Source organism: Streptomyces sp. HM190, from assembly GCF_009857135.1.
Taxonomy (GTDB): Bacteria; Actinomycetota; Actinomycetes; order Streptomycetales; family Streptomycetaceae; genus Streptomyces; species Streptomyces heilongjiangensis.
Window position 1 is genome coordinate 4,842,926 of record NZ_CP047318.1, and the last position, 26,672, is coordinate 4,869,597.

General features: G+C 71.7%; 13 protein-coding genes, 1 tRNA gene, 1 pseudogene and 1 other annotated feature. Of the genes and pseudogenes, 9 read left to right on the forward strand and 6 right to left on the reverse strand.

All coding sequences use genetic code 11. The features are described 5' to 3' along the window. Positions 1–234: 234 nt before the first annotated feature. The 8 genes from GSY65_RS20690 (at position 235) to GSY65_RS20725 (ending at position 15,444) form a co-directional block, all read left to right on the forward strand. Positions 235–1,767 (forward strand): DUF7059 domain-containing protein, encoded by a 1,533-nt coding sequence (locus GSY65_RS20690; protein WP_159770961.1) that lies wholly within the window; start codon positions 235–237, stop codon positions 1,765–1,767. A gap of 303 nt (positions 1,768–2,070) precedes the next feature. Then, complete coding sequence (locus GSY65_RS20695) at positions 2,071–4,389, forward strand: serine/threonine-protein kinase (protein WP_159770964.1); 2,319 nt, start codon at positions 2,071–2,073, stop codon at positions 4,387–4,389. Between the two features lie 96 nt (positions 4,390–4,485). Next, entirely contained in the window at positions 4,486–4,683 is a 198-nt protein-coding gene (locus GSY65_RS20700) for a hypothetical protein (protein ID WP_159770967.1), read from the forward strand. Between the two features lie 314 nt (positions 4,684–4,997). Next, on the forward strand, positions 4,998–7,862 hold the full coding sequence (gene topA / locus GSY65_RS20705; protein ID WP_159770970.1) for a type I DNA topoisomerase: 2,865 nt from the start codon (positions 4,998–5,000) through the stop codon (positions 7,860–7,862). A gap of 456 nt (positions 7,863–8,318) precedes the next feature. Further along, complete coding sequence (gene tmk / locus GSY65_RS20710; RefSeq protein WP_159770973.1) at positions 8,319–11,729, forward strand: dTMP kinase; 3,411 nt, start codon at positions 8,319–8,321, stop codon at positions 11,727–11,729. Positions 11,730–12,220: 491 nt separating this feature from the next. Then, positions 12,221–13,426, forward strand: a complete 1,206-nt coding sequence (locus tag GSY65_RS20715; RefSeq protein WP_159770976.1) for a DNA polymerase III subunit delta' — start codon at positions 12,221–12,223, stop codon at positions 13,424–13,426. Positions 13,427–13,617: 191 nt separating this feature from the next. Next, positions 13,618–15,210, forward strand: a complete 1,593-nt coding sequence (locus GSY65_RS20720; RefSeq protein ID WP_159770979.1) for an alpha/beta hydrolase — start codon at positions 13,618–13,620, stop codon at positions 15,208–15,210. Positions 15,211–15,367: 157 nt separating this feature from the next. After that, a tRNA-Thr gene (locus GSY65_RS20725) sits at positions 15,368–15,444 on the forward strand. A 363-nt stretch (positions 15,445–15,807) separates the two neighbouring features. Here the strand turns inward: GSY65_RS20725 and GSY65_RS20730 are convergent. Further along, positions 15,808–17,045 (reverse strand): annotated as a pseudogene (locus GSY65_RS20730) (IS3 family transposase). Then, positions 16,639–16,767: a sequence feature (AL1L pseudoknot), on the reverse strand. It overlaps the preceding pseudogene by 129 nt. A 519-nt stretch (positions 17,046–17,564) precedes the next feature. Here GSY65_RS20730 and GSY65_RS20735 point away from each other — a divergent pair. Beyond that, positions 17,565–18,086: a hypothetical protein gene (locus tag GSY65_RS20735; protein ID WP_159770982.1), complete on the forward strand. Its 522-nt coding sequence runs from the start codon at positions 17,565–17,567 to the stop codon at positions 18,084–18,086. Positions 18,087–18,101: 15 nt separating this feature from the next. On the opposite strand, the gene GSY65_RS20740 is transcribed toward GSY65_RS20735, so the two are convergent. From GSY65_RS20740 to GSY65_RS20760, 5 genes are read right to left on the reverse strand one after another with little or no spacing between them, the layout of a single operon-like run. Further along, positions 18,102–19,367 (reverse strand): erythromycin esterase family protein, encoded by a 1,266-nt coding sequence (locus tag GSY65_RS20740; RefSeq protein ID WP_159770985.1) that lies wholly within the window; start codon positions 19,365–19,367, stop codon positions 18,102–18,104. A gap of 54 nt (positions 19,368–19,421) precedes the next feature. Next, the gene (locus tag GSY65_RS20745; RefSeq protein WP_236579931.1) at positions 19,422–20,354 is read right to left on the reverse strand and encodes an LLM class flavin-dependent oxidoreductase; all 933 of its coding nucleotides are present in this window, start codon (positions 20,352–20,354) and stop codon (positions 19,422–19,424) included. Between the two features lie 58 nt (positions 20,355–20,412). Continuing rightward, positions 20,413–22,197 (reverse strand): ABC transporter ATP-binding protein, encoded by a 1,785-nt coding sequence (locus GSY65_RS20750; protein ID WP_159770991.1) that lies wholly within the window; start codon positions 22,195–22,197, stop codon positions 20,413–20,415. After that, complete coding sequence (locus GSY65_RS20755; protein ID WP_159770994.1) at positions 22,194–25,250, reverse strand: lantibiotic dehydratase; 3,057 nt, start codon at positions 25,248–25,250, stop codon at positions 22,194–22,196. Before GSY65_RS20755 ends, GSY65_RS20750 begins: the two co-directional genes overlap by 4 nt. A gap of 5 nt (positions 25,251–25,255) precedes the next feature. Further along, positions 25,256–26,593, reverse strand: a complete 1,338-nt coding sequence (locus tag GSY65_RS20760; protein WP_159770996.1) for a lanthionine synthetase C family protein — start codon at positions 26,591–26,593, stop codon at positions 25,256–25,258. Positions 26,594–26,672: the final 79 nt, after the last annotated feature.

The following is a 26,672-nucleotide window of genomic DNA, read 5'->3' on the forward strand; positions in this document are numbered from 1 at the left end:
CGGGCACCGCAACGCCGTTCTGCGGCCCGGAACCCCGGCGCCGGGGCACGGCGCCTCGGGCGGTACGACCGGCCGCGGTCCGCAGGGCTGACGGCCGACCGGGGTGCGCGCCTGGCCGCGGTTCGGGGGTGACGGCGGTCTTCCGGTCGGGGTGCGCGCGCCTGTCGGCGGCGCGCCCGGCCGCGGTTCGCGCTGCTGAGGGCGGTGCGGCCCGCCGGGGCTACGCTGACGTCTGTGAGTCACTCCAAGCTGCCCTCCTTGCCGTCCGTTGACCGTCCCGACGTCGCCGCTCGGTTGCGCGCGGCGTTGATCGGCGCAGACTTCACCGCCGACGGGCTGCTCGACCTGCTCGGCGCCTCCGCGTACGCGGCCCTCGCCCGGAGCGAGGTCGTGCCCGCGTTGCGGGCCACGCGCGGCGAGTCGGCGCTGAAGGCGCTCGTCCGGCTGTTCCTGCTGCAGCAGCCGGTGGCACGCGCGCGGGTGGAGGACGCGCTGCCTGTCGACGCGTGTGTCGACAGTGGATGGCTCGTTCCCGTCGGCGATTCCTCCGACGACATCGCCGCCACCGTCGACGTACGGCCCTATGGCGGACCCGATGGCGAGGACTGGTTCATCGTGTCCGACCTGGGGTGCGCGGTCGGCGGGGCCGGGGGCGTCGGCAGCAAGGACGAGGGTGTGGTCCTCGGTGTCGGCGGCGCGTCCACGACCCTCGCCGGCATCACCGTGCGGACGCCGGTCGGCTCCGCGCTCGACCTCGGGACCGGCTCCGGGATCCAGGCGCTGCACGCCGCCCAGCACGCCACCCGCGTGACGGCGACCGACCTGAACCCGCGCGCGCTCCACATCACGGCGCTCACGCTTGCGCTCTCCGGCGCACCGGCGGCCGACCTGCGCCAGGGCTCGCTCTTCGAGCCGCTCGCGGACGACGAGACGTACGACCTCATCGTGTCCAACCCGCCGTTCGTGATCTCGCCCGGCGCCCGGCTCACCTACCGCGACGGCGGCATGGGCGGCGACGACCTCTGCCGCACGCTCGTGCAGCGGGCCGGGGAGCGGCTCAACGAGGGCGGGTTCGCGCAGTTCCTCGCCAACTGGCAGCACGTGGCGGGGGAGGACTGGCAGGAGCGGCTCAGGTCGTGGGTGCCGCGCGGCTGCGACGCGTGGATCGTGCAACGGGAGGTCCAGGACGTCACGCAGTACGCGGAGCTGTGGCTGCGGGACGCGGGCGACCACCGGGGCGACCCGGCCGAGTACCAGGCGCGGTACGACGCGTGGCTGGACGAGTTCGAGGCCCGCAAGGTCAAGGGCGTCGGGTTCGGCTGGATCACCCTGCGGAAGTCGGCCGCGGCCGACGACGAGCCCTCGGTCACCGTGGAGGAATGGCCGCATCCGGTCGAGCAGCCGCTCGGTGAGACGGTGCGGGCCCACTTCGCGCGCGTCGACTACCTGCGGGCCAGCGACGACGCCGCGCTCCTCGGCGCGCACTTCCGGCTCGCCTCCGAGGTCGTCCAGGAGCAGGTCGGGCTGCCCGGCGCCGAGGATCCCGAGCACGTGGTGCTGCGGCAGAACCGCGGTATGCGCCGGGCCACGAAGGTGGACACGGTCGGCGCCGGGTTCGCCGGTGTGTGCGACGGCTCGCTCAGCGCGGGGCGGATCCTGGACGCCATCGCCCAGCTCGTGGGCGAGGACGCGGTGGCGCTGCGCGACCGGACGCCGGCGCAGATCCGGCTCCTCGTCGAGCAGGGCTTCCTGGAACCGGCGCCCTGAGTCGGCGGCTTCCTGGAACCGGTCCCCCGGCCCGACGGCTTCCTTCAGCCGATCCCCTGAGCGCGGCGGCTTCCTCGGACCGGCCCCCGGGGCGGCCCGCCGACCCGCCGAGCACATGCCCGGGGCCCCGTTCGAGTAACAGAAGGGGCGTCTTCGTACCCCTGGGGCTCATGTGTCCTGTCTGACTGGATTGATCAGTAAAAGGTCTCCTGTCAGTGGTACGTGCGAAGCTATTTTCAAGAGACGGGTTCGACGTGTCCTCGGGGGAGGCACGCGCTGTCTCTGGGGGATCGGGGGATCGCGATGGCGGGGGATACGCCGGGGCAGGGCCAGGGAAGGATCATCAACGGCCGCTACCGCCTGCTGCGCACGCTGGGCGCGGGTGGCATGGGCCGGGTGTGGCTCGCGTACGACGAGGAGTTGGCCTGCGAGGTCTCCATGAAGGAGATCTCCCTGCCCGACGTCCCGATGGACGCGAGCGAGCCCGCCCACCGCATCGCCCGGGCCCGCAGCGAGGCCCGGCACGCCGCACGCCTGCGTGGCCACCCCCATGTGGCGACGGTCCACGACGTGGTGCTGCACGAGGGCCTGCCGTGGATCGTCATGGAGTACGTGCCGGACGCCGTCGACCTCCAGGCCGTCATCCGTCGGCAGGGTCCCCTCGCGCCCGAGCAGGTCGCCCGGATCGGACTCGCCGTCCTCGACGCGCTCACCGCGGGGCACCGGATCGGCATCCTCCACCGCGATGTGAAACCGGCCAACATCCTGCTGGCCGCCGACGCCTCCGGCGACCCCTACGCGCGCGTGCTGCTCACCGACTACGGCATCGCGCTCCAGCCGGAGTCCCGCGAGCCCCGGCTCACCGCCACCGCCGGCATCCTCGGCACCCCCGGCTACCTGGCGCCCGAGCGCGCGCGGGGCGAGCCGCCGACACCTGCCGCCGACCTGTTCTCCCTCGGCGCCACGCTGTACGCGGCCGTCGAGGGCCGCGGCCCCTTCGACCGCCACGGCGAGTACGCGACCCTCACCGCCCTGCTGGGCGAGGACCCCGCGCCGCCCGCCCACGCCGGTGAACTGGCGCCCGTACTCCACGGGTTGCTCATCAAGGACCCGGTACGACGGCTGTCGCCGGAGGCCGCGGCCCGCGGCCTGGAGCGGGCCGCCGCCGGGGGCGGCCCCTCGTCGCCGGCCGGCTGGGGAGCCACCCCTTCGTCGGCCCCGGACGCCTTCGGCCCGGCCCCCGCCACCCCGGGCGGCAGCACACCGAACACCCCCGGCGCGCCCGCCACGCCGTACACCCCCCACACGCCGGGTGCCGCCCCGTACGCACCCCACACCCCCGGCGCCGTCCCGCACACGCCCGGCGCCCCGCCGACACCGAACACGCCGCACACCCCGGCGGGCGGCCCGAACACCCCGGGCGCGGTCCCCGACACCCCGGCCGGACCGTCACCGTACGACCCCTGGCAGCAGGCGCAGCCCCGTGGCCCGTACGACGGCCACAACCCGTACGCGGCCGGCGGGCCCACGCCCTACGGCGATGTGGCGGGCCGTCAGGGCCCCGCCCAGGGCGGCTACCCCGGCAACCCGGCCACGCCCTACGCAGGCGCGGCGGGCCGTCACGCCCCGTCGTACGCTCAGGCACCGCCGTACGCGGCCCATCCGTCCACGGCCTACGGCGGCGGCCCCACCCCGCCGGGCCACGCGGGGTACCCGACCGTCACCGCCGTCGCCCCGCAGCCCGGCACGCCCCGGCGCAAGGTGCCGCCGCCCGCGCTCGTCGCGCTCGTCGTCGCGGTGCTGCTGGTGGCGGGCGGCGGCACCTGGGCCGTCGTCAACGTGCTGAACGGCGACGCGGACGGCGACACGGACGCCCCGTCCCGCACGGTGGTCGCGAAGTACCCCTACGGCGAGAAGGCGGCCCTCACCCGGCCGCTGCACGTGGGGGACTGCGTCAAGGCGGTCTGGACGGGGGCGGCGTTCAAGTCGCTGCCCGACCTCGGCGTGGTCGACTGCGACGAGGACTGGCCGGACGGCCAGGTCGTGGCGATAGAGACGGCCTCCGACCACGACGACGCCCGCGACAACGGCCCGCAGCGCTGCGCCAGCCAGGCCGACGCGATGGCCGAGGCCCTTCCCGACGCCGGGGTCTACGCGCTCGTGCCGACGAAGGAGGGCTTCACCGCGGCCAAGGGCGGCACGGCATGTCTCGTCCTGGGCGAGCACGTCCCGATCGGCGGGGAAGTGGGCCGGCTCCGTGACACGGGCATGAACCTGTGGCCCACGCAGATGGCCGTCGGCGACTGCTGGGACTACACCACCAGGGACGACAAGGGATATGACGCGCCGCTGACCGACTGTGCCCAAGCCCACACCGACCAGGTCGTCGGATCGGTGCAGGCCCCGGACAGCATGACCTTCCAGGGCGCCCTCGACGAGGGGGGAAAGCTCTGCACCAACAGGTTCGAGACGACTTGGGCGCCGGGTGCCGACCTGATCGTGTCGGGCTGGGTCTCCGACGAGGACGAGTGGAAGAAGGGCTTCAACAAAGTGGTGTGCACGGTGCGCAACGCCGACGTCTCCAGGACGACCGGGAAGATACCCACGCCCGGCTCGGTCTGAGGTCCGGACGCCTCGCGTTCACCTCGGGTTCGCGTGTCCGCTTCCCGCGCGTGCCAGCCTCCCCTCCCTGGGTGTCGAGGGGTGGGAGAGCGGGACATGGAGAGCGAATCGGCGATCTTCGCGGGAGTGGTGTTCGCCCTGTTCGGGGGCGGGCTGCTGCTGTGGACCACCGTCCGGCTGCGGCAGGGGCTTCCGGTCGCGCACGGGGTGCGCCCTGTGATGTCGGCGACGCTCGCGAGCGTCACCGCGGTCGCCGCCCTGCTGCTCGGTGCGTGGTGCTTCGCGCAGATCTGAGGGCGTTCCGGGCGCCGGGGCAGGATGCGCTTCGGGTGACCGCGGGGTGACCCTGCGCACCGGTCCGGGAAGGCCGGTGACCACGCCGGGCGGCAGGAATGGCGGTAGTCGGGTTACCGTTCGAGTGGCCGTTGCGGGCTTTTCCCGTTTGACACGGGGGCGGGATGTACCGTCACACTCCGCAGCGTCAGCATGACCCGATCCCCGGGCCCATGGCCGAGCCTCCTGCGAGGCACCGGCCTCCGGGGGTGCCCGACCCCGGACACAAGGCGACCCCGGGGAGATCCCAGCGTCGACCGGAGAGAAGAGCGAAGTTGTCCCCGACCAGCGAGACCGCGAAGGGCGGCCGCCGACTCGTCATCGTCGAGTCGCCTGCCAAGGCGAAGACGATCAAGGGCTATCTCGGCCCCGGCTACATCGTCGAGGCGAGCGTCGGGCACATCCGCGACCTTCCCAACGGCGCCGCGGAGGTGCCCGAGAAGTACACCGGCGAGGTCCGGCGCCTCGGCGTGGACGTCGAGCACGACTTCGCGCCCGTCTACGTGGTCAACGCGGACAAGAAGGCGCAGGTCAAGAAGCTCAAGGACCTGCTGAAGGACTCCGACGAGCTCTACCTCGCCACCGATGAGGACCGGGAGGGCGAGGCCATCGCCTGGCACCTCCAGGAGGTCCTCAAGCCCAAGGTCCCGGTCAAGCGGATGGTCTTCCACGAGATCACCAAGGCCGCGATCCAGGCCGCCGTCGCCAACCCGCGCCAGCTCAACCAGAAGCTGGTCGACGCCCAGGAGACCCGCCGCATCCTCGACCGCCTCTACGGCTACGAGGTCTCGCCGGTCCTGTGGAAGAAGGTCATGCCCCGGCTGTCCGCGGGCCGGGTCCAGTCCGTGGCGACCCGGCTCGTCGTGGAGCGGGAGCGGGAGCGGATCGCGTTCCGCTCGGCCGAGTACTGGGACCTGACCGGCACCTTCTCCACCGGCCGCGCCGGTGACCCGTCCGACCCGTCGTCGCTGGTCGCCCGCCTGCAGTCCGTGGACGGCCGCCGGGTCGCCCAGGGCCGCGACTTCGACTCGCTCGGGCAGCTCAAGGGCGCCAACGTCCTGCACCTGGACGAGGCGAACGCCCGCGCGCTGGCCGCCGCCCTGGAGAACACCCGCTTCTCCGTCCGCTCCGTCGAGTCCAAGCCGTACCGCCGCTCGCCGTACGCCCCGTTCCGCACGACCACCCTCCAGCAGGAGGCCTCGCGCAAGCTCGGCTTCGGGGCCAAGGCGACCATGCAGGTGGCGCAGAAGCTGTACGAGAACGGCTTCATCACCTACATGCGTACGGACTCCACGACGCTCAGCGACACCGCCGTGGCCGCCGCCCGCGCCCAGGTCACCCAGCTGTACGGCGCCGACTACCTGCCGGCACAGCCGCGGACCTACGCCGGGAAGGTCAAGAACGCGCAGGAGGCGCACGAGGCGATCCGCCCCTCGGGCGATCGTTTCCGCACCCCCGCCGAGACCGGTCTGACCGGCGACCAGTTCAAGCTGTACGAGCTGATCTGGAAGCGGACCGTCGCCTCCCAGATGAAGGACGCGACCGGCAACTCCGTCACCGTCAAGATCGGCGGCACCGCCTCCGACGGCCGGGACGCCGAGTTCAGCGCCTCCGGCAAGACGATCACCTTCCACGGCTTCCTCAAGGCGTATGTCGAGGGCGCCGACGACCCGAACGCCGAGCTGGACGACCGCGAGCGCCGGCTGCCGCAGGTCAGCGAGGGCGACGCGCTGGCCGCCGAGGAGATCACGGTCGACGGGCACGCCACCAAGCCGCCCGCCCGCTACACCGAGGCCAGCCTGGTCAAGGAGCTCGAGGAGCGCGAGATCGGCCGTCCGTCGACGTACGCGTCGATCATCGGCACGATCCTCGACCGCGGCTACGTCTTCAAGAAGGGCACGGCCCTGGTGCCGTCCTTCCTGTCCTTCGCCGTGGTCAACCTCCTGGAGAAGCACTTCGGGCGGCTCGTCGACTACGACTTCACCGCCAAGATGGAGGACGACCTCGACCGCATCGCCCGCGGGGAGGCCCAGTCCGTGCCGTGGCTGAGGCGGTTCTACTTCGGCGAGAACACCGGTGACATCGGCGTGGCCGCCGAGGCCGGCAACGGCGACGGCGACCACCTCGGCGGACTGAAGGAACTGGTCACCGACCTGGGCGCCATCGACGCCCGCGAGGTCTCCTCGTTCCCCGTCGGCAACGACATCGTGCTCCGCGTCGGCCGCTACGGCCCCTACATCGAGCGCGGCGAGAAGGACAGCGAGGGCCACCAGCGCGCCGACATCCCCGAGGACCTGGCGCCCGACGAGCTGAACGTCGAGCTGGCGGAGGAGCTGCTGGCGAAGCCCAGCGGCGACTTCGAGCTGGGCACCGACCCGGCGACCGGCCACCAGATCGTCGCCAAGGACGGCCGCTACGGCCCGTACGTCACGGAGATCCTCCCCGAGGGCACCCCGAAGACGGGCAAGAACGCGGTCAAGCCGAGGACGGCCTCCCTGTTCAAGACGATGTCCCTGGACACCGTCACGCTCGACGACGCCCTGAAGCTGATGTCCTTGCCGCGTGTCGTCGGTGTGGACGCGGAGGGCCAGGAGATCACCGCGCAGAACGGGCGGTACGGGCCGTACCTGAAGAAGGGCACGGACTCGCGCTCCCTCCAGTCCGAGGACCAGTTGTTCACGATCACGCTGGAAGAGGCGCTGCAGATCTACTCCCAGCCCAAGCAGCGGGGCCGGGCCGCCGCCAAGCCGCCGCTGAAGGAACTGGGCGCGGACCCCGTCAGCGGGAAGCCCGTCGTGGTGAAGGACGGCCGCTTCGGCCCGTACGTCACCGACGGCGAGACCAACGCGACGCTGCGGTCCGGCGACAGTGTGGAGACGATCACGCCCGAGCGCGGGTTCGAGTTGCTCGCGGAGAAGCGGGCGAAGGGGCCCGCCAAGAAGACGGCGAAGAAGGCGCCTGCGAAGAAGGCACCCGCGAAGAAGGCGGCCACGACCAAGACGGCCGCCGCGAAGAAGGCGGCGCCGGCGAAGAAGACCGCGGCGAAGAAGACCGCCACGGCCAAGACGGCCACGGCGAAGAAGGCCGCGACCGCGAAGACCGCGGCGGCGAAGAAGACCGCCGGGTCGTCCGAGGGCTGAGAGGCGTCGCGGGCGTCGAGAGACGTCGAGGCGCGTCGATGTGCGTCGAAAGGCGTCGGGCGGGCGTCCGGCTCAAGGCTGCCGGGCGCCCGACGGGGCGGCAGCGGCGGAGGGCGCGGAACACCTGACGGATCGACGGGTCGGTAGCGGCCGATTCCCCGGAACTCCCGGTGGGTCGGTGGTGGCGGAGGGTTCGGAACGCCCGTCGGGCCGGGAGCGGTCGAGGGTTCGGAACGCCCAAGAGGGCCGGGGTGGGGAAGCCATGCGCTGGTGCGGGCGCGTTGTGGCTGGTCCCGCCCGGTTTCCCTCGCCCCTTGGTGGCGGTGGGGTCGAGCGGTGGCCGGAATCTTCACCTCGGCTTCTCCGAACCCGCGCTTTTTACACGACTTGATGGTGACGTGTGCGTGCGTTCGGGCGTCGGTCCGGGGTGTCGGTGGGTGCCGATAGGCTGAAAGCATGATGCGAGGCGAGCAGCCGACTGCCCTGACTCCGGCCCCCGACGACGCCCTGGCAGCCGACTCCAGGGAGCGCGCGGTACGGGCGCTCTTGCGCCGACCTCAGCTCAAACGCTTGTGGAGCGCACAGCTCGTCGGCGGCGTGGGCGATGCCCTCGCCCTTTTCGTGCTCGTCCTCCTGGCCTTCGAGACGGCGATCGCGGAGGGGGCGTTCGGCGGCGGGTACCGCGGCGTCACCCTGACCGTCGCCGCCGTCTTCGGTACGCGGGTCCTCGCGACCCTGCTCTTCGGCGCCGTACTCCTCGGCCCTCTCACCTCGCTGACCTCGCAGGACGGCCCGCTCGACCGCCGCTGGACCATGGTCGGCGCCGACGGACTGCGTGTCCTGCTGCTGATCGTCGCGCCCCTGTGGATCGACTGGACACCGGACAACGCGCTCGCGGTGATCCTGGTGACCGTCTTCGTGACCGGCGTCGCCGAACGGTTCTGGACGGTGTGCCGGGAGAGCGCGGCGCCCGCGCTGCTGCCCGCGCCGCCGCTGGAGGGCGCGACCGTACGCCCGCTGCCGGACCACATGGACGCGCTGCGGCGCCTGTCCCTGCGTACCGGGTTCGTGGCGGTGCCCCTCGCGGCCGCCACCCTCGTCGTCGTGGCGCTGCTCAACAACCTGCTCGGCGCCGGCCTCGACTGGTTCGGCCAGCACCAGGCGGCGCTCGCCTCGTACGTCGCCGCCGGACTCTTCGCCGCCTCGCTGTCCGTGGTGACCTTCCTCGAACTGCCCAGGACGCGCACCCCCCGCGCGCGGTCCCCGCTGGAGGGGCTGCGCAGGCCCAGGACCACCACCGGCGTCGACAAGGGCCGCACGGGCGCCATCCCGATCCTGGTGGTCGCGTGCGCGGTGGTCGCCGGCGCGGTCGCCGCCGCGGTCGCCGTCGCCGTGCTGCACGCCAAGGACCTCGGCGGCGGCCCGGTGCTGTACGGCCTGCTGGTCCTCGCGCTGACCGGCGGGGTGGGTCTCGGGATCCGCCGGGCGCCGTCCCTGCTGCCCGCGCTGTCCCGCCGCCGCCTCCTCGCCCTGGCCATCGCCTTCACCGGCGTGGCACTGCTCGCCGGCGGACTCGTACCGGACGTCACCAGCGTCGTCCTGATCTTCGGGCTGGCGGGTGTCGCCGCGGGCATCGCCGCGAACACCGGGCACACGCTGCTCGACCAGGAGGCCGAGGAACTCCGGCGGACCCGGACCACCGAGCACCTCCACGCGGTCGTACGGGTCTACGTCGCCCTCGCCGCCGTCGTCGCACCGCTGGTCGCCGCCGCCATCGGCCCGCACCGGCTGGAGAACGGCAAGTTCGTGTTCGCGCACGGCGGCGCCGCGTTCACCCTGATGCTGGTCGGGGCGCTGCTGCTGCCGGTCGCCGCGCTCGTGCTCGCCAAGGTCGACGACCGGTCCGGGGTGCCGTTGCGGCACGACCTGCGGGACGCGCTGCTCGGCGGTGACGACCCCGACCAGGCACCCGCCGAGACCGGGTTCTTCATCGCCCTGGAGGGCGGTGACGGCGCCGGCAAGTCCACCCAGGTCGAGGCGCTCGCCGAGTGGATCCGCGCCAAGGGCCACGAGGTCGTCGTGACCCGCGAGCCCGGCGCGACCCCCGTGGGCAAGCGGCTGCGGTCGATCCTCCTCGACGTGTCCAGCGCCGGACTGTCCCACCGGGCCGAGGCGCTGCTGTACGCCGCGGACCGCGCGGAGCACGTGGACACGGTGGTGCGGCCCGCGCTGGAGCGGGGCGCCGTCGTCATCTCCGACCGCTACATCGACTCCTCCGTCGCCTACCAGGGAGCGGGCCGGGACCTCTCGCCGACCGAGATCGCCCGGATCTCGCGGTGGGCCACGAACGGGCTCGTGCCGCATCTGACGGTGCTGCTGGACGTCTCGCCCGAGGCGGCGAGGGAGCGGTTCACCGAGGCTCCGGACCGGCTGGAGTCCGAGCCGGCCGAGTTCCACGAGCGCGTACGGGCCGGGTTCCTGACGCTCGCCGCCGCCGACGCCGGCCGGTACCTCGTCGTCGACGGCGGTCAGGACGCGGAGGCCGTCACCACCGTCATCCGGCACCGCCTCGATGTGATGCTCCCGCTGTCCGAGGCCGAGGTGAAGGCCCAGGAGGAAGCGCGACGCAAGGCCGAGGAGGAGGCCCGCAAGAGGGCCGAGGAAGAGGCCGCCCGCAAGGCCGAGGAGGAGCGGCTCGAACGGGAGCGCCAGGAGGAACTCGCCCGGCTGCGCGCCGAGGAGGAGGAGCGCAAGCGGCGCGAGCTGGAGGAGGCGCAGCGCCGCGAGGCCGAACGGCAGGCAGAGGAGGCCCGGCGACGGGCCGAGGAGGCACAGCGCCGAGCCGAGGAGGAGCAGGCCCGTCTCCTCGCGGAGGAGAAGGCCCGCGCCGAGGAGGAGGAACGGCGCCGGGTCGAGGAGGAACGGCGCCGCCGGCAGGCCGCGGAGGAGCAGCGGCTGCGGGCGGAGGCGGAGGCGCGCCGCCTGGAGAAGCAGCGCAAGGCTGAGGAGGCGCTGCTGCGCGCCGAGGAGGCGCGCCGCATCGCCGCGGAGCGGGCCGCCGCCGCGGAGGCCGAGCGGGTCGCGGAGGCCGCGCGGACGGCAGCGGCGGCGGCCGAGGCGGAGCGTGCCGCGGCGGCGCAACGGGCAGCGGCGGCGGCCCGGGAGGCCGAGGCCGCAGCGCTTCGGGACGCCGAGGCTCCTCGGGGGGCCGACGGCGACGGGGAGCGCGCCCGTCGGACCGAGCAGGGCGAGCCGGGTGACCGGGGTGACCGGGCCGAGCGGGGTGGTTCGGCTGACGCCACCGTGCCCACGCCGGTGGTCAAGCCCACGGACGCGTCCGGCGGCTCGTGGGACGAGACGGCGGTGCTGCCGCCGGTTCGGCCCGGCGGAGCGAACGATTCCGAGACCACGGCGAAGCTGCCGAGGCCGCCCCAGCCGTCGGATGAGGGGGCTGGCTCCGGGACCGGGTCCGGGTCCGGGGCCGGGTCGTCGGAGTCCGCGTCCGGCTCGGCGTCGGTGTCCGCGTTCGGGTCGGGGACGCGTGCGGAGGATGAGACCGCGGTGCTGCCGCCGGTGCCTCCGGGGGCGCCCGACGAGGCCGCGGTGCTTCCGCCGGTGCGTGAGGACCGGGTGCCACCGGGGTTCTTCCGCGACGAGCGGCCCACGCAGGACGGGGCCGGGGAGCGGACTCGGGAGCTGCCGCAGGTCGACGAGGAGGGGACTCCGCGCCGTCGGCAGCGCTCCGACTGGGCCGAGGAGACGCCGCTCGACGATCTGCCGACGCTGGCGGACGAACTGCTGGGGCCGCACGACTCGGACGATCCGGACGACAGGCGTGGTCGTGGCTGGGGTCGGCGGCGGGGCTGAGCCCTGCTCATGCAGGACTCGAGCCGGCCAGCGTGCCTGCGCTGAGCCTGTTCGCCCGCGCGGGCCGGGCTTGGCCCGTGCCTCCGGCTGTGCCTCCCCCTCTCGTGGGCGGTGGCCTGCCGCGACTCCGCGATCCACGGCTCGGTCCCGGCGTGTCGGTCGCCCCGCGGTGCGTTGGGGGCGGGGCCGTGCCGGTGTGTCAGCCCGCTGCTCGGTGTTCTACCGGCCGCGGGTGTGGGGGCGCTGTTCGCTGGGATTCTCCACGCGACGGACTTGACGCACCGGCACGGCCCCTTCCGTTCCCGGGCGGGCACGCGGCGGTTGGGGGCGGGGGTACGCACCCGCGACCGTCCCCTACCGGTGCGCTGCGGAGGGGTGCGCACCGTGGCTTTCGCCTCCGGTCGTTTCGGCGGTGTCAGTGGGGTCGCGCAGAATGGGGCCGACAGGGTTCGGGTTCGGTTTCGCTTCTTGGGATGGAGGGCGGTGAGGGCATGACCGTGTGGGACGACCTGGTGGGGCAGGAGCGGCTGAGCGGGCAGCTGGACGCGGCCGCCCGGGACGCGGACGCCATCGTCACGGCGGCGGAGAGCGGCAGTCCGCCTCCCGAGGCCTCGAAGATGACGCACGCCTGGCTGTTCACCGGGCCCCCCGGAGCGGGCCGGAACACGGCGGCGCGGGCGTTCGCGGCGGCGTTGCAGTGCGTGAGCCCCGACCGGGCGCTCGGCGGGAGCCCGGGGTGCGGGTTCTGCGACGGATGCCATACGGCGCTGGTGGGGACGCACGCCGATGTGACGACCGTCGCGGCCGTGGGCACGCAGATCCTCGCCGAGGACATGCGCGACACGGTCCGCAAGTCGTTCACGTCGCCCGCGAACGGGCGGTGGCAGGTCATCCTCGTCGAGGACGCCGAGCGATTGAACGAGAAGTCGGCGAACGCGGTGCTCAAGGCCGTGGAGGAGCCCGCCCCCCGGACGGTCTGGCTGTTGTGCGCCCCCTCGCTGGAGGACGTGCTGCCGACCATTCGCTCGCGATGCCGGCATGTCGGGCTGCTGACGCCGTCGGTGGACGCCGTGGCGGACATGCTCGTACGGCGTGAGGGCATCGAGCCGGAGGCCGCCGCGGTCGCCGCCCGGGCCACCCAGGGCCACATCGAGCGGGCGCGGCGACTGGCGACCGATCCGCGCGCGAGGGAGCGGCGGGCAGCCGTTCTGAAGCTGCCGTTGCGGATCGACGACATCGGGGGCTGCTTCAAGGCCGCGCAGGAGCTGGTCGACGCGGCCTCCGAGGAGTCCAAGCAGCTTGCGGAAGAGGTCGACACCAAGGAGACCGAGGAGCTGAAGGCGGCGCTCGGGGCCGTGCAGGGCGGGCGGATGCCGCGCGGCACGGCGGGCGTGATGAAGGACCTGGAGGACAAGCAGAAACGGCGCCGTACGCGGGCGCAGCGGGACAGCCTGGACCTGGCGCTGACCGAACTGACCGGCTTCTACCGGGACGTGCTGGCCCTGCAGCTGGGGTCGCGGGTCGCCCTCGCCAACGTCGAGGTCCAGGACGTGCTGGAGCGGATGGCCCGGAACGGGACGCCGGAGGCGACGCTGCGGCGGATCGACGCGATCGCGGCCTGCCGGGAGGCCCTGGACCGGAACGTCGCGCCGCTGCTGGCGGTGGAGGCCATGACCATGGCCCTGCGGACCGGCTGACGGTGGCGAGGGGCGCACGGTAGCCCGGTGGCTCGGGCGAGCGGGTGCGGACGGGGGCGGACGGGGGTGTGGACGTGGCGTGCGGGGCGTTCGGGTGAGTGGGACCGGGCGTTCGGTTGACCGCGTCACTCTTACGAGGAGCATTCGTCGCCTTTCGTGATCATTCGGGTGCCTGTGGTTACGCTCGCGAGATGCGAACCAGGCGTACTCGTACTCCCCGGCCGTATCGGTCCTCGCGTGTCGGCGGCGCGTTGCTGGCCGCCGCGGCGCTGCTCGTGTCGGCCTGTTCCTCCGGCGGTGCGAGCCGGGCGGCCACGGCGGACGACGGGGCGCCCGCCCTCGGCCCGCTGCCCCGCGCGACACCCGTCGCGCTCGCGCCCTACTACAAGCAGAAGCTGCGCTGGCGCGACTGCGAGACGCCCGGCTTCCAGTGCGCCACGCTGAGGGCGCCCCTGGACTACGCGCACCCGGGCGACGGCGACATCAAGCTGGCGGTCTCCCGCAAGAAGGCCACCGGCCCGGGTGAGCGGCTAGGTTCCCTGCTGGTCAACCCGGGCGGCCCCGGCGGCTCCGCCATCGGCTACCTCCAGGGATATGCGGGCATCGCCTACCCGGCGCGGATCCGCGCGCGGTACGACATGGTCGCCGTCGACCCGCGGGGCGTGGCCGGCAGCGAGGGGGTCGAGTGCCTCACCGGCCGCGAGATGGACGTGTACACGCAGACGGACCTCACCCCGGACGACGCGGCGGAGAAGGACGCGCTGGTCGCCGCGTACAAGCGGTTCGCGGAGGGGTGCGGGAAGCGGGCGCCCAAGCTGCTGCGCCATGTGTCCACGGTCGAGGCGGCCCGCGACATGGACGTCCTGCGGGCCGTGCTCGGGGACCGGAAGCTGACGTACGTCGGGGCCTCGTACGGGACGTTCCTCGGCGCGACCTACGCGGGCCTGTTCCCGGAGCGGGCCGGCCGGCTGGTGCTGGACGGGGCGCTCGACCCGTCCCTGAGCGCGGACCGGCTGAACCGGGAGCAGACGGCTGGCTTCGAGACGGCGTTCCAGGCGTTCGCGAAGGACTGCGCACGCCGGGAGAACTGCCCACTGGGGCGCACGCCGGCGCAGGTCGGCCACAACCTGAGCGCCCTCTTCGAGCGCCTGGACGCACACCCGCTCCCGACCGGTGAGACGGGCGGACGGAGGCTCGGCGAGTCCCTGGCGACGACAGGGGTGATCGCGGCGATGTACGACGAGAGGGCGTGGCCGCGGCTCCGCCAGGCCCTCGTCCAGGCCGTCCGGGACCGGAACGGCGCCGGACTGCTGGCCCTCTCCGACGGCTACTTCGAGCGGGAGGCCGACGGCAGCTACTCCACCCTGATGTACGCCAACGCGGCCGTGAACTGCCTCGACCTCCCGGCGGCCTACACCACGCCGGACGAGGTCGAGCGTGCGCTGCCCGCGTTCCGCAAGGCGTCCCCGGTGTTCGGCCGGGCCCTGGCCTGGGCCTCGCTGAACTGCGCGTACTGGCCGGTGAGGCCGACGGGGGCACCGCACCGGATCGAGGCGAAGGGCGCCGCCCCGATCGTCGTTGTCGGTACCACCCGCGACCCCGCCACCCCCTACCGCTGGGCCCGGGCCCTGGCCTCCCAGCTCGCCTCCGCCCGCCTGCTCACGTACGACGGCGACGGTCACACGGCGTACGGGCGGGGCAGCGGCTGCATCGACGCGGCGATCAACACGTACCTGCTGCGCGGCACACCTCCGGCTGACGGACAGCGCTGCTCACCGTCCTGACGCGGACCCTGTTCCACGGACGGAGGGCACGGCGCGCGACCCCGCCCCCGGTCCTGCGCGGCCGGGCCGCGGGGGTGCTCCGGACCCTGGTTCGGAGCACCCCAGAAACTGTGTAGACTTACCGACGTTGCTGATCGCACCATAGTGTGGACAGCGCGCCGCCTTAGCTCAGATGGCCAGAGCAACGCACTCGTAATGCGTAGGTCTCGGGTTCGAATCCCGAAGGCGGCTCCATGGTGAACCCCAGGTCAAGCCTTTGACCTGGGGTTTCTTGTTTCGGATGACCTTGAAATCGACCCAAGTTGCGCCTCTGGGGTCTGTGATCGTAATGCGTGGGTCGGGGGTTTGGTTTCCGTGACCGTGTGGACGGCTTGAGCCTCTGAGCTGGGCTTTTGCTCATCCAGGAGGGGCGGGTCAGGCATACGCGGTCGGTTTCGGTGGACAACCGGTGGACAGGCGTGCGTGACGTTCCATCAGGGGGCTGTCGCTGGCCCGGGACCGACGGGTGAAGTGCGATCGTCTTCGATGGGGCGATCGGGAGTGGTGGGACTGTCCGATGCCGATAGGTGTCAAGCCCCGGGTTTCGTGGAGACTGCGTTAGCTGGTTTTCTGGAGTGATGTAGGGGGTTCGGCCGCGAGGTAGTGGGCGGCCTCGTGTTCGGCGGGGGTGATGTGGCCGAGCTCGCCGTGGAGGCGGCGCTGGTTGAACCAGTCGATGTACTCGGCGACCGCGATCTCGATGTCGTTGATGCCGGTCCACGGTCCCTTGTTGCGGATCAGCTCGGCCTTGAACAGGCTGTTGAACGCCTCGGCGAGGGCGTTGTCGTACGTGTCGCCCCTGGAGCCGACCGAGGCCACGGCGGCCTCATGCTCGAGACGTTCGGTGTAGCGCAGAGCCCGGTATTGGACTCCGCGGTCGGAGTGGTGCGTGAGGCCGGTGAGGTCGGCGCCGGTGTGTCGGCGGCGCCAGATCGCCATCTCCAGCGCGTCGAGGGCGAGGTCGGTATAGAGGGAGGTGGCGACCTGCCAGCCGACGACCATGCGGGAGAAGACGTCAATGACGAAGGCGGCGTAGACCCAGCCGGAGAAGGTTCTGATGTAGGTGATGTCCGCGACCCATAGCTGGTTCGGCGCACTCGCGGTGAACTGCCGCTCGACCAGGTCGGCGGGCCGGTCGGTCTCGGGTGCGGGGCGGGTGGTGCGTGGGCTCTTGGCCCGGATCACCCCGCGCAGACCGGCCGCGCGCATGAGGCGCTCGACCGTGCAGCGGGCCGCCTCGAACCCCTCGCGCTGGAGGGCGGCGTGGACCTTGCGAGCCCCGTAGACGCTGTAGTTGGCCTCGTGGATCCGGCGTATCTCCCTGGTCATCTCCTCGTCTCGCAGGCTGCGGGCCGAGGGCGGGCGGGTGCGGGCGGCGTAGTAGGTGCTCGGCGCGATCGGCGCGTCCGTCTCAGCGAGGACGTCGCAGATCGGCTGGACGCCGAACGTCTCCTTGTACTGGTCGATGTAGGCGACCTTCATCGCAGTGGACGGTCCAGCTCCGCGGCGAAGAAAGCCGAGGCAGGCTTCAATATCGCGTTCGCCCGCCGTAGTTCCTTCACCTCCCGCTCCAGCTCCGCGATCCGAGCGGCGTCACCGCTGGTGGTCCCGGGCACGATGCCCTCATCGGTCTCGGCCCGCTTGACCCAGCCGCGCAGAGCCTCGGGGTGCACGTCCAGCTGGTCGGCGATCCGCTTGATCGCACCGGCCCGACCGGCCGGGTCCTTGCGGGCCTCGACCGCCAGACGCGTCGCACGCTCGCGCAGTTCGTCGGGGTACTTACGGGGAGCAGCCATGATCGGCATCCTTCCGGGTCTTCGATGTCTCCATCAAACCCGGGGCGATTCAAGGCTCACGTCCAGCTCGGGTCCTGGAGTTGATCAAGCTTTGAACCCACTCAGTAGCCGATCGGGGCACAGGGTCAGGATCGGCCGGTGGGCCGCACTGCTGCCTGTTGTTCCCTTGTGGCACAGCGTTCCTGGCGAGTACGCGTTCAGCATGGACCGGCGCGGAACCAGCGCAGCATGTGTGGGCACTTCCTCCTCAGGCCTCCAGCTTCCACAGGAGATGCCACTACAAGCCGGACGGCGCTCTCCTGTAGGGGGGCGGCGGCCCTGACGACGCTGGCCGGAGGTCGTGCGTCGTCGAGAGGCATGCAGCTGACGGTTGACGGAGCAGAGAGACAAACTGGCCGCACTGCGGCAGCTCCCCATGGCGAGGGCCTGCCGACTGGAAAATCACCCAACGTCCGGCGACTTGACGGAAGCTGGCCTGAACATTGATCAACAGGGTGATCACGAAGCAAGGAGTTGTTGATGTACTCGTTCACACATGTGTGCGCCGACGATCCGCTCTTCGGTTCGATCGGCATCGAACTGGACCATGACAACGGGGCTTTGGTTGTCGACGGCGGTGGTCTTCCGCGGGCCGAGATGACGCGGGCCGCCGGTACACCGCTGGAGAGCCATGTGCCGATCGGTACGCGCGACCCGCAGTGCCTGATCATGACGGTCGACGACACGGCCGTGACCCTGCGCCCTGCCAAGGGTTTCCTGACCCGCCGGTCCTACCGCGTGGACGTCGGGTCCGAGGAGACGGGATCCGGGCACCGGTTGGTGCCCGATTCCCTTAGCAGCAGCCGCCTGTTACGGGACGGCGTGGTCATCGGTGCCTTCACGTCGACCGGAGACGGGGAGGTGACGGCCGAATGGGAGCCGGACGCCGCCCCGGAGCCCCGCGACGCGGCCATCGGATACGCGCTCGCTGCGGCCTTCGGCACCGGAGCCGAGCCGATGTGGAAGTTGACTCTTGAAGCCGTGCTCGCCATGTGGCCATAGGAGTGAAGGCGTTGCTCACACCTCCGGCGGCAGCAGGTGCGAGCAGGTTGAGCGGGCGACGAAGGCGATGCCGTCGTAGTCCTGCACTGGCACCAGCGGCGCCACATGGAAGCGGTAGAAGAATCGCGGCACATTGGCACCGAAGCCGCGCTGGGCATGTGGGGCGTACAGCCACTGTGCGGCCTCGGGTGAGGTACCGCCGACTCGCAGGTCGGTGTAGTAGTCACCGAGGACGCTGTCGGCGAGCTGTGCCTCAATGGACCGGAATCCCGTGCCGATGTGATGCTGAACCGGCGAGCCCTGGAAATCGTCACCGCGTCGTGCGAGGAAGGAGCCCTTACCGAAGAGCAGGGCCAGCGCATAGTAGGCGTCGCCGTAGCGTTCGCGGAGCCCGCTGCCGAGCGCGGGCACGTTTTTGCCGTATGTGCTCTTCGCGATGTGTCCGTTGTGCGCCCAGAGCATGACCCGCGCCTCGGGGTTGTCGTCCACGAGCCGTGCCACGGCCTCGGCCATGTAGCGGTCGCGTACGGCGAATACGCTGTCCGCGCCGGAGTGCGGGTCCGGGGAGCGGGTCACCAGATCGGCGGCACGCACGAGGATCCGTGCGTGTTCCAGGGCTTCGTCGATGCCGTCCGCTGGTTCCGACGTTTCGTCCGCGGTGTGCCGGGACAACTTCTCGCGGAGGCTCTCCAGGAAGTCGGCGAGTGCTTCGGCGCGGCGCATGAGCGTTTGTCGCGGGTCGGGCTGGGACGCCGGTCGAGCTTGCTTCAGTACATCGAGTTCACGTATCTCCTCCGTCCGCTCGGGTGCGACCCGCTGGAGGAAGGCGGCGACCGCCTCGACCGAGTCGGTGCTGCGCTGGGGGTCCGTGCCGACGAAACGGACCCGCCGTTCCTCGGGGAGAGCGCGGTTGTGCTTGCGCAGCCACTCGACGAGGTCGAGCATCTCCTGTGTGCGCCAGGTCCAGAATCCCAGCCTGGCGACGAGCCGTGCGGGGTCGCCGGTGCCGTGCCGCACGTACGTGTCCAGGGCGTGGGCGGCTGACTCGCTGGCCTCCATGGCGAGGACGCCGAATCCCGCCTCCCGCACCAGGAACTCGATGATCCGGTGCTTCAGCCGGAAGAACTCGCTGGTGCCGTGGGTGGATTCACCGAGACCGACAATCCGCACACCGCGCAGGATGTCGCGGAGCGGTTCAAGGTCGTCGGCGGGAGCGCCCGGTGTCAGCGTGCTGAGCGGTCTGGCGTGCTCGGTCAGCCAGCGCGCGATGTCGTCGGGCACTTGGTGTCTCTTCTCGTCGGGCGGCTGAGCGGCGCATATCGGGTCCGGGATGCCCTACCGGATCGGGTGACCGTTCTCCAGGCCCCGGCACGAGGTGAGGATGTCCTGGAGGTCTTGCACGGCGTCCGGTTGGCCATGTTCGGAATACACGCCGGCGAGGTTGAGGACAACTTCGTCCACGCCGGCCCGGCCGTATTCGGCCAGTTGTACGGCGATTTCCTCGGGCGTGCCGTGCACGAAGGTGCCCGAGTCGACCAGGGCACGGGCGCCGAGGTTCGGTCGGCTGTGGTGCACGCGCAGGCCTGCCCGGCGCAGCATGTCGGTGTAGTGCGGGCCGGCGAGGTGGGCGCGGGCCGCCGTGTAGGCGAGCCGATACGCGTTGCGGTGGGGGCGGTCGACGGCGGCGTGCACGACCGTGACCATGCGCGGCACCGGCCGACCGGCCTCGGCCGCCCCTTTCGCCATGGCGGGCAGCAGCGTGTCGCGCACGTAACCGGGCGGAGTCATCCAACTGATCGCTGTGTCAGCCACGCGGCCGGCGGCGCGCGCGAGGGCGGGCCGGAGTACGCCGAGCCCGGTCTCCACGTACGGGTGCGGCATGCCGGGCAGGCTGACGGCACCACCGTCGTCATTGGTCGGCTGTGTCTGCTCGGTGTCCAGCAGACGGCGTACCTCACCGAGGTAGGCGGCGCAGGCGTCACGCGGGCTGTCGTACGGCTTCCCGTGTAGTCCGGTGACGAAGTCCGGCGTCGCCGCTCCCAGGCCCAGGACCATGCGGTGTCCGGTGAGCATGGCCAGGGAGCGGGACTGGATCGCGGCGTCCATGGGGTGGCGAAGCGGCATCAGGACGACGCTGGTCCCGACCGGTACGCGATATCCCATTCCGGCGAGGTAGGCGAACACCTGGTGGGTGTCCGCGCTCAGGGACTGGCCCTGCCACAAACGGGCGGCCCACCCGTCACGAACGAACTCGGCGAAAGGAACCACCGATCGAGGATCCGTCGGCATGACGGGGTACAGGACGGACACACGCATCGCTCGACCTCTAGGGGGACACGGCTTCGGTCAGGTAGCCCGAAGCCTGGAGACGGAAGAGACGGGCGTAGACACCGTCGGCCCGGACGAGGTCCTGGTGCACGCCGTGCTCGATCACCTTGCCGTTCTCCACCACGACGATGTGATCCGCCATCCGGACCGTGGAGAAACGGTGGGCTATGACCAGGGACGTGGCGCCGCGGGCGATTTCCTTCAACCGGGTGAAGATCTCCGCTTCCGCTTCGGCGTCGATGGCGGCCGTCGGCTCGTCCAGAACGACGACCGGTGCGCGTCGCATGAACGCCCGGCTCAGCGCCATCTTCTGCCACTGCCCGCCGGAGAGCTGGTGACCGTCCTCGAAGTGGCGTCCGAGCATGGTGTCGTACTTCTGCGGCAACGACTCGACGATGCCCTCGGCCCCGGCCGCACGTGCCGCCTCGGCGACTCGCTCCGTGTCCTGACGAGCCTCCACCCGGCCGAAGCCGATGTTGTCGCGCACCGGCAGCTCGTAGCGGATGAAGTCCTGGAAAATGACGCCCATGTGACGTTGCAGGTCGTCGATGTCGTACTCCTCGATGGGCACGTCGTCAACGAGGATCCGGCCGCCGCTCGGCTCGTACAGGCGAGTGAGGAGTTTGACGAGCGTGGTTTTGCCAGCACCGTTCTGCCCCACCAGAGCAACGCACCGGCCTGCGGGGATGGTGAAACTGACACCGTCCAGGACGACGCGATCGGTTCCGGGGTAGACGAAGCGCACGTCGCGGAACTCGATGCCCTTGCGGAGCTTGTCGGGGAAGGCCCTGGTGCCGCCCTTGAGCTGCCGTTCGGGCAGCGCGAAGAAATCGAAGAGGTTGCCGAGGAACAGGCTGTCCTTGTACAGGGCGGCGATGCCGAGCAGCATGGCATGCGCGGACACCTGGATCGATCCGACGGCCTGGAGGTAGCCCGCGAGCTGCCCTATCCGGCCGGCGTCGATGGTGGTGTGGATGGCCCACAACACGGCACCCGACGAGGCGGCGACGCTGAGAAAGCCGAGAGCGCCACCGAGCAGGGACTGGCGACGGGCCAGACGCCGGTCAGTGTCGAAGAAGGTCCGCACGAGGCGGGTGTAGAGGTCCAGGAGGTGCGGGCCCAGTTGGAAGAGCCGTATCTCCTTGTACGAATGGTCGCTGGTCGTGAGGTGCTGGTAGTAGTAAAGGCGGCGTCGGTCGGAGGCCCGCTCATACTCGATCTCGTAGCCCTTGTGGCTGAAGAACATGTACGAGATCACCGACGGGACGGGCGAGAACAGGATCGCCAGGGCGATCCAGGGACTCCAGGAGAAGAGCACCACGCTGACGGTCACCAGAGTGACCAACTCCCGGGCAACCTCAAGGAGTTGGGTGAACACCTGATAGACACGGCCGCCGCTGCTCTCCTGGAAGGCGCGCTGCATGTTGTCGTAGACCGCCGCGTCCTCATACTGCTGCAGATCGAGCATCGTGCCCTTGCGCATCACCCACTCGCCCACGCGGGCGGTGAGTTCGAGCCGCAGGAGCGAGTCGAGGTATTGGAGGCAGGTGCCCAGCAGGTGGCTGGCGAGGCTCACCGCCATCAGGAGGCCACCCGAGAGGAGGGCGGACCGCCCAGCGTCGGCATCACCGGCGACGGCGTCGGCCACGCTCTGCACCGCGGAAGCGACGAGCCCGATCTGGGCGGCCGGGACGAGGGCGAGAAGCATGGACACGGCCGCGAAGCCCGATATCCGCAGAGGGCTGAGTCCCCAGAACAGGACGGTGACGCGGAGCCAGATCATCGTTCCTCCCTGGCCGCCGCGGCGGCGCGGCCGCGGATCGCGCGCAGTACGTGCGCCCACAGGGCATGGCTGCGAGCCTCCCGGTCCAGGTCTATGGGCAACAGGCGGTTGATCTGCATATGGGCCAGGCTCGCAAGGATCCCGTCCTCCGATCCGACGAGCACCCCGTCCCGCTCCGCCTGGCGTACGGCCTCGGCCATCCGCCCGGCGGAGGACGCCTGGTCCGCGAAAATCTCATGGAGCAGCAGCCGGTGGCTCCTGCCCTCCTCGTGCGGGGCGCGATCCCAGGGGCTGAGAAGCTCGCACAGGTAGGCGCGGTGCGCGTGGAACAGCTGCCGGGTGTCACGTACCTGGACATCGTCCTGGTCGATGATGTGCCCAGTGCGCAGGGACGGTCGGCCACCCCACTGCGTGTACAGCGTGTCCAGGGCGGCGACGGCGAGGAACTCCGGTCTGATGTCGAGCCGTCGAGCCAGCAGCGACGCCGTGGTCTCGCTGCTGGCCTGGAACATCAGCTCAGCGGCGTCGAAGACCTCCGGGCCACCGTAGCGGGCGATCTCCGGTGCGTAGCCGGCCAGTTCGATGTCCCTGGCAAGCCCCTGACCGACCAGGCTCCGGCCCCATGTCGTTACGAGGGTCAGAGCGCGGGCGGCGTCCGTCCCCCGTACCCGCAGTCGCAGGTGGGGAAAGGGGTCGGCGTAACGGATGTAGAACCAGCGGTCGAGCAGGCCCTGTCGCCGCAGTTCGGCGACGAGGTCGCGCAGTGGGCCGGCGATGATCTCGTCCTGCCGCTCGGGTGCCGCGTAGACCTTGAGGAAGGTCCACTCGCCGCCCGGTAGATGGCGTTCCACGGGGACTTCCTGCCTGCCGCGCGGCAGGGAGCGGCGGGTGGCGCGCGCTGCGTCCCGGAGCACGACCGGTACGACGACCTCGGCCGCGTAGCGGTCGCCAGCGGTGTCCTGGAGCCACATGCCGTCGAACGACGGCAGCATCTCGTGGAGGACGAGGGTGCGCTGCTTGTCCAGTTCCTCGCGGAGTTCGACTCGGCAGGCGGGGTGGTCGAGGTCCAGCAACAGCCGCTGGTCGGCTTCGACGAGGTAGACGTGGCGGGGTACGCGCCACCGCTCCCGCCAGCCGTCGAGGTCGTCGGCGGTGCCTGCGGTGAGCCTCCATTGCGCGGGGCGCAGAACCACCCTGCCGCGGGTCACCCGTGGCAGGAACGGAGCCGCCTCGGCCGGCCCCCAGTGGAATCCGGTCGGCTGGATGCAGCCGTCCTGAGACACTTCGATGAGGAAGCGCGCGACATTCGGCGCGAGGGTCGGGCTGAGCATGTGGTGCTGAGCGACCACGATCTCCCGGTCCAGTCGCCGGGACCAGAGGTGGAACCGGTCGTCGGCGACACCCACGAGGATGTCGTCCAGCGGGACGACCCGGTCCGGGGCCACCGACGGCGTCGTGTTGACGGGAATCTCGTACGGCCGGATGGCGGGGCGCAGCGTCACATTGGCCGCCCGGCCGTACGGCGGCAGGAACGCCAGGTCCGCGTAGGCGACATCGGGGAAGAGGGCCTCCTCGCGCCGCGCATAGTCGCGCAGCCGGTCCCCGGCGGCCTCACCGAGCAGGTCGCCGAAGCGTCCGAAGGTGCGTCCGCCGTAGGCGAGGCTGTCGGATCGCAGGACCGCCCGCCACTCGCCCCGGTCCAGGGCCTTGCGGTCCGAGGCGTCGATCTGGACGTACGCCTCTAGCGCGGGTGGCGGGTCCCCCGGCCCGGGGCGGGCCGGGGCGAGCCGGTCCAGCCAGGCGTCGGTCAGCCCGACCTCGACGGCCCGGTCCCACCACGCCTGCTGGGCGAACTCGACGAGCGCGCCGTCCAGCCGGGAGGTGTCCTCGGCGGGCGCGGGAGGCAGCGCGATACCGCGGGGCGGATTGGTGTAGGTGGGCGGCGCGTCCAGCCCGGTGTCGGGACTGAGCAGGCTGAGGACCGGTACGCGTGTCCCGGCGCCGTAGCGCTCGGTGAACTCCTCGCGGTAGCGGGTCAGATGGGTGCGCGTGCCGTGGGCTGCGCTGAGCCGGACCAGGACGCCCACGGCTTCGGCGACTTCCTGCGCAATCGACTCGTTCAGGACCGGATCGCGCAGGTCCAGTGCGGTGTCGGCCTGGTAGGTCCGGTCCGTGTGCTCGGGGACCAGGTCGCGCTGGGCGACCGACAGCCGCCGCAGCGACTCGGTGTCGTGGACACGGTCGGCCAGGTCGGCCACCGCACGCAGCTGTTCGGCGGCGGCGGTGGCGGCCGGGACGCCGGTGAGTTTCTTCAGGACGTGCAGCTCAGGGCGTTCCGCGGTTTGCGGGGGCCGCAGGTCGCCGGTGAGGAAGCCGAGGTCCCACAGTTGGCGGACCAGCCTCTCGACGGACTCCGGCGACACCTCCGGGAAGGCGGTCGACAGTTCGGCCGTGAGCCGCTCGTAGGGGACAGGTACGGCGGCCGTCCGCATGACCAGGTCCACGGCGGGGGTGGCCCGGACGCGCACCGTGCGCGCGTCGTGTCGGCCGTACTTGTCGGCCTGCGGCAGGACGACGCGGTCGCCGGCGAGATGGGCCATGGGGTTGAGGACGAGGTGGAGTTGGCGCAGTAGGGCGGGGTCCGTCTCCAGCCGCTCGATCAGGGCGAGCAGCCAGCCCATGTCGGCGCGCACGCGGACTCGGTGCTCCTGGGGCCGGCCGAGCCGGGCTTCCGAGCCGGGTCCGAACGTTCCCATCGCCACGCCGGAAAACGCGCCGAAGGGCGTGGGCCGAGTCGCCATGCGCGTCGCGTACCGCAGCAGCCGGGAGTGCAGCCGCCGGGTGCGCTTCTCGCTCAGGCTGTCGAGCCGGCCGAGACCGCCGGTCAGATCCTCGCTCGCGATGAGCAGAGCGCGGGCGATGTCGGGACGGCCGGCGAGGTCGACCAGGGCCTGCGGGGTGCGGGCGGGGTCGGCCATGATGTCGAGATAGGTGTCCACGGGCAGGACAGGGGAGCGGAGGAGGAAGAAGCCGGCGGGCTCGTACGGGGACATGGCCGTCACCGGGCGAGGAAGATGCGGAACCAGTGGGGTCGCTCCTCGCCGATGGCAGCGAGCAGGGTGAGGGCGACGCCGGTGGCCCCGGTGAGGAGCCCCGGATCGTCGACGGCCTGTCCGGGGCGGGGCACGTCCGTGAAGCCGAGCGGGCGGTCCGGATCGTGTCGGTCGAGCAACTGCCCGACCAGCTCCGGCAGCCGGTCGCGGGCGGTCGCGCTCCAGGGCGCGAACTCCAGGGCGAGCATGACGAGTCCGGCGAGGCCGTGGCAGAGAGTGGGTGACAGCGGTGCGAGATCTCGAGCACGGGTCAGTGCGGCGTCGAAGGCCGCGACGGCAGTGGCGTGCAGTTCCTCGTCCGCGGTGGCCGTGGCGATGGTCAGGAGCGCGCCGGCGACGCCCACGCTGCCGTAGCACCAGGCGACCCGATCGTGTCCGGACCCGGAGGTGACCTCCTGACCGTGCTCGTCGACGGGCGTGCCGTCGCCCCACACGGGGCCGTGCTCGTCGACGGCGGCCTGGGCCCGGATCCAGCGAGTGAAGGTGGCGACGGCCTCCAGGTGGCCCGGGCGGCGGTGGCCAGCCTCCCAGGCGACGGCAAGCGCGGCGGCCACCCCCGGAACTCCGTGCGACAGGCCCAGGTTGAGGTAGCCGTGCGGGTATTTGGCGTGGTAGTCGGCGACGGGCGGGTAGTACGCCGGGGTGATGAGCCAGCGGTGCGGTGTGCCTGCGGTCTCGGCAGGTCGGCTGAGCCAGATCAGGTAGTCGACGAGTGCGCCGGCGGCCTCGGAGATCCGGTCGGTTGGTTCGGTGAGGGAGCTGAGCTGGACGAGGGTGCCGGCCGCTCCGGTCACGAGGTCGTAGTCCAGGTCGCTGACGGCCCGCTCGGTCTGTCGCGGTGGCGCGGCGAGGATCTGGTCGGCGAGTTGTTCGTACAGCCGGTCCAGGCTGGGGCGGAAGCGGGGCTCGTCGCGGGTGACGTCCGCGAGCGCGAGGGCGAGGCCGCTGGTGCCGGCGAACAGACCATGGTGGTCGAGGGGTTCGACCTGGGTGGACAGAACCGCCTCGCGCATGTGTGCGAAGGCCGTGTCGAGGTCGCCCATGCCCGCCCGTGCGGCGTAGAGGTGCAGGAGCGCCGTACCCGCCTGCCCGTGGGCGACACTGGGCGGGTACCAGCCGCGGGACGTGTCACTCTGTTCGGCGGCGAGCAACGCCAGGTCGTCGACCTGCGCCGTGGTCGACGTCTGTGCGACGACGTGCTGGACGGCCGTCCGTACGCGGTGCACGAGTCCGAGGTCGGCCGCGCGGATCCTGGTCCCCGTACCGTGGTGGGCGAGTTGCATGGTCTGTCCCTGTCTGTTCGGCGTGTCTCTCGGGCTCTGTATGACGGGTGCCGCCGTGACGCGGGCACGGCGGCACCCG

What these genes read in the sequence shown, in the direction of transcription:
- GSY65_RS20695 (WP_159770964.1), top strand. Translation starts at nt 2,071, where the DNA reads ATGGCGGGGGATACGCCGGGGCAGGGCCAGGGAAGGATCATCAACGGC.
- GSY65_RS20700 (WP_159770967.1), top strand. Translation starts at nt 4,486, where the DNA reads ATGGAGAGCGAATCGGCGATCTTCGCGGGAGTGGTGTTCGCCCTGTTC.
- tmk (WP_159770973.1), top strand. Translation starts at nt 8,319, where the DNA reads ATGATGCGAGGCGAGCAGCCGACTGCCCTGACTCCGGCCCCCGACGAC.
- GSY65_RS20715 (WP_159770976.1), top strand. Translation starts at nt 12,221, where the DNA reads ATGACCGTGTGGGACGACCTGGTGGGGCAGGAGCGGCTGAGCGGGCAG.
- GSY65_RS20720 (WP_159770979.1), top strand. Translation starts at nt 13,618, where the DNA reads ATGCGAACCAGGCGTACTCGTACTCCCCGGCCGTATCGGTCCTCGCGT.
- GSY65_RS20735 (WP_159770982.1), top strand. Translation starts at nt 17,565, where the DNA reads ATGTACTCGTTCACACATGTGTGCGCCGACGATCCGCTCTTCGGTTCG.
- GSY65_RS20750 (WP_159770991.1), bottom strand. Translation starts at nt 22,197, where the DNA reads ATGATCTGGCTCCGCGTCACCGTCCTGTTCTGGGGACTCAGCCCTCTG.
- GSY65_RS20755 (WP_159770994.1), bottom strand. Translation starts at nt 25,250, where the DNA reads ATGTCCCCGTACGAGCCCGCCGGCTTCTTCCTCCTCCGCTCCCCTGTC.
- GSY65_RS20760 (WP_159770996.1), bottom strand. Translation starts at nt 26,593, where the DNA reads ATGCAACTCGCCCACCACGGTACGGGGACCAGGATCCGCGCGGCCGAC.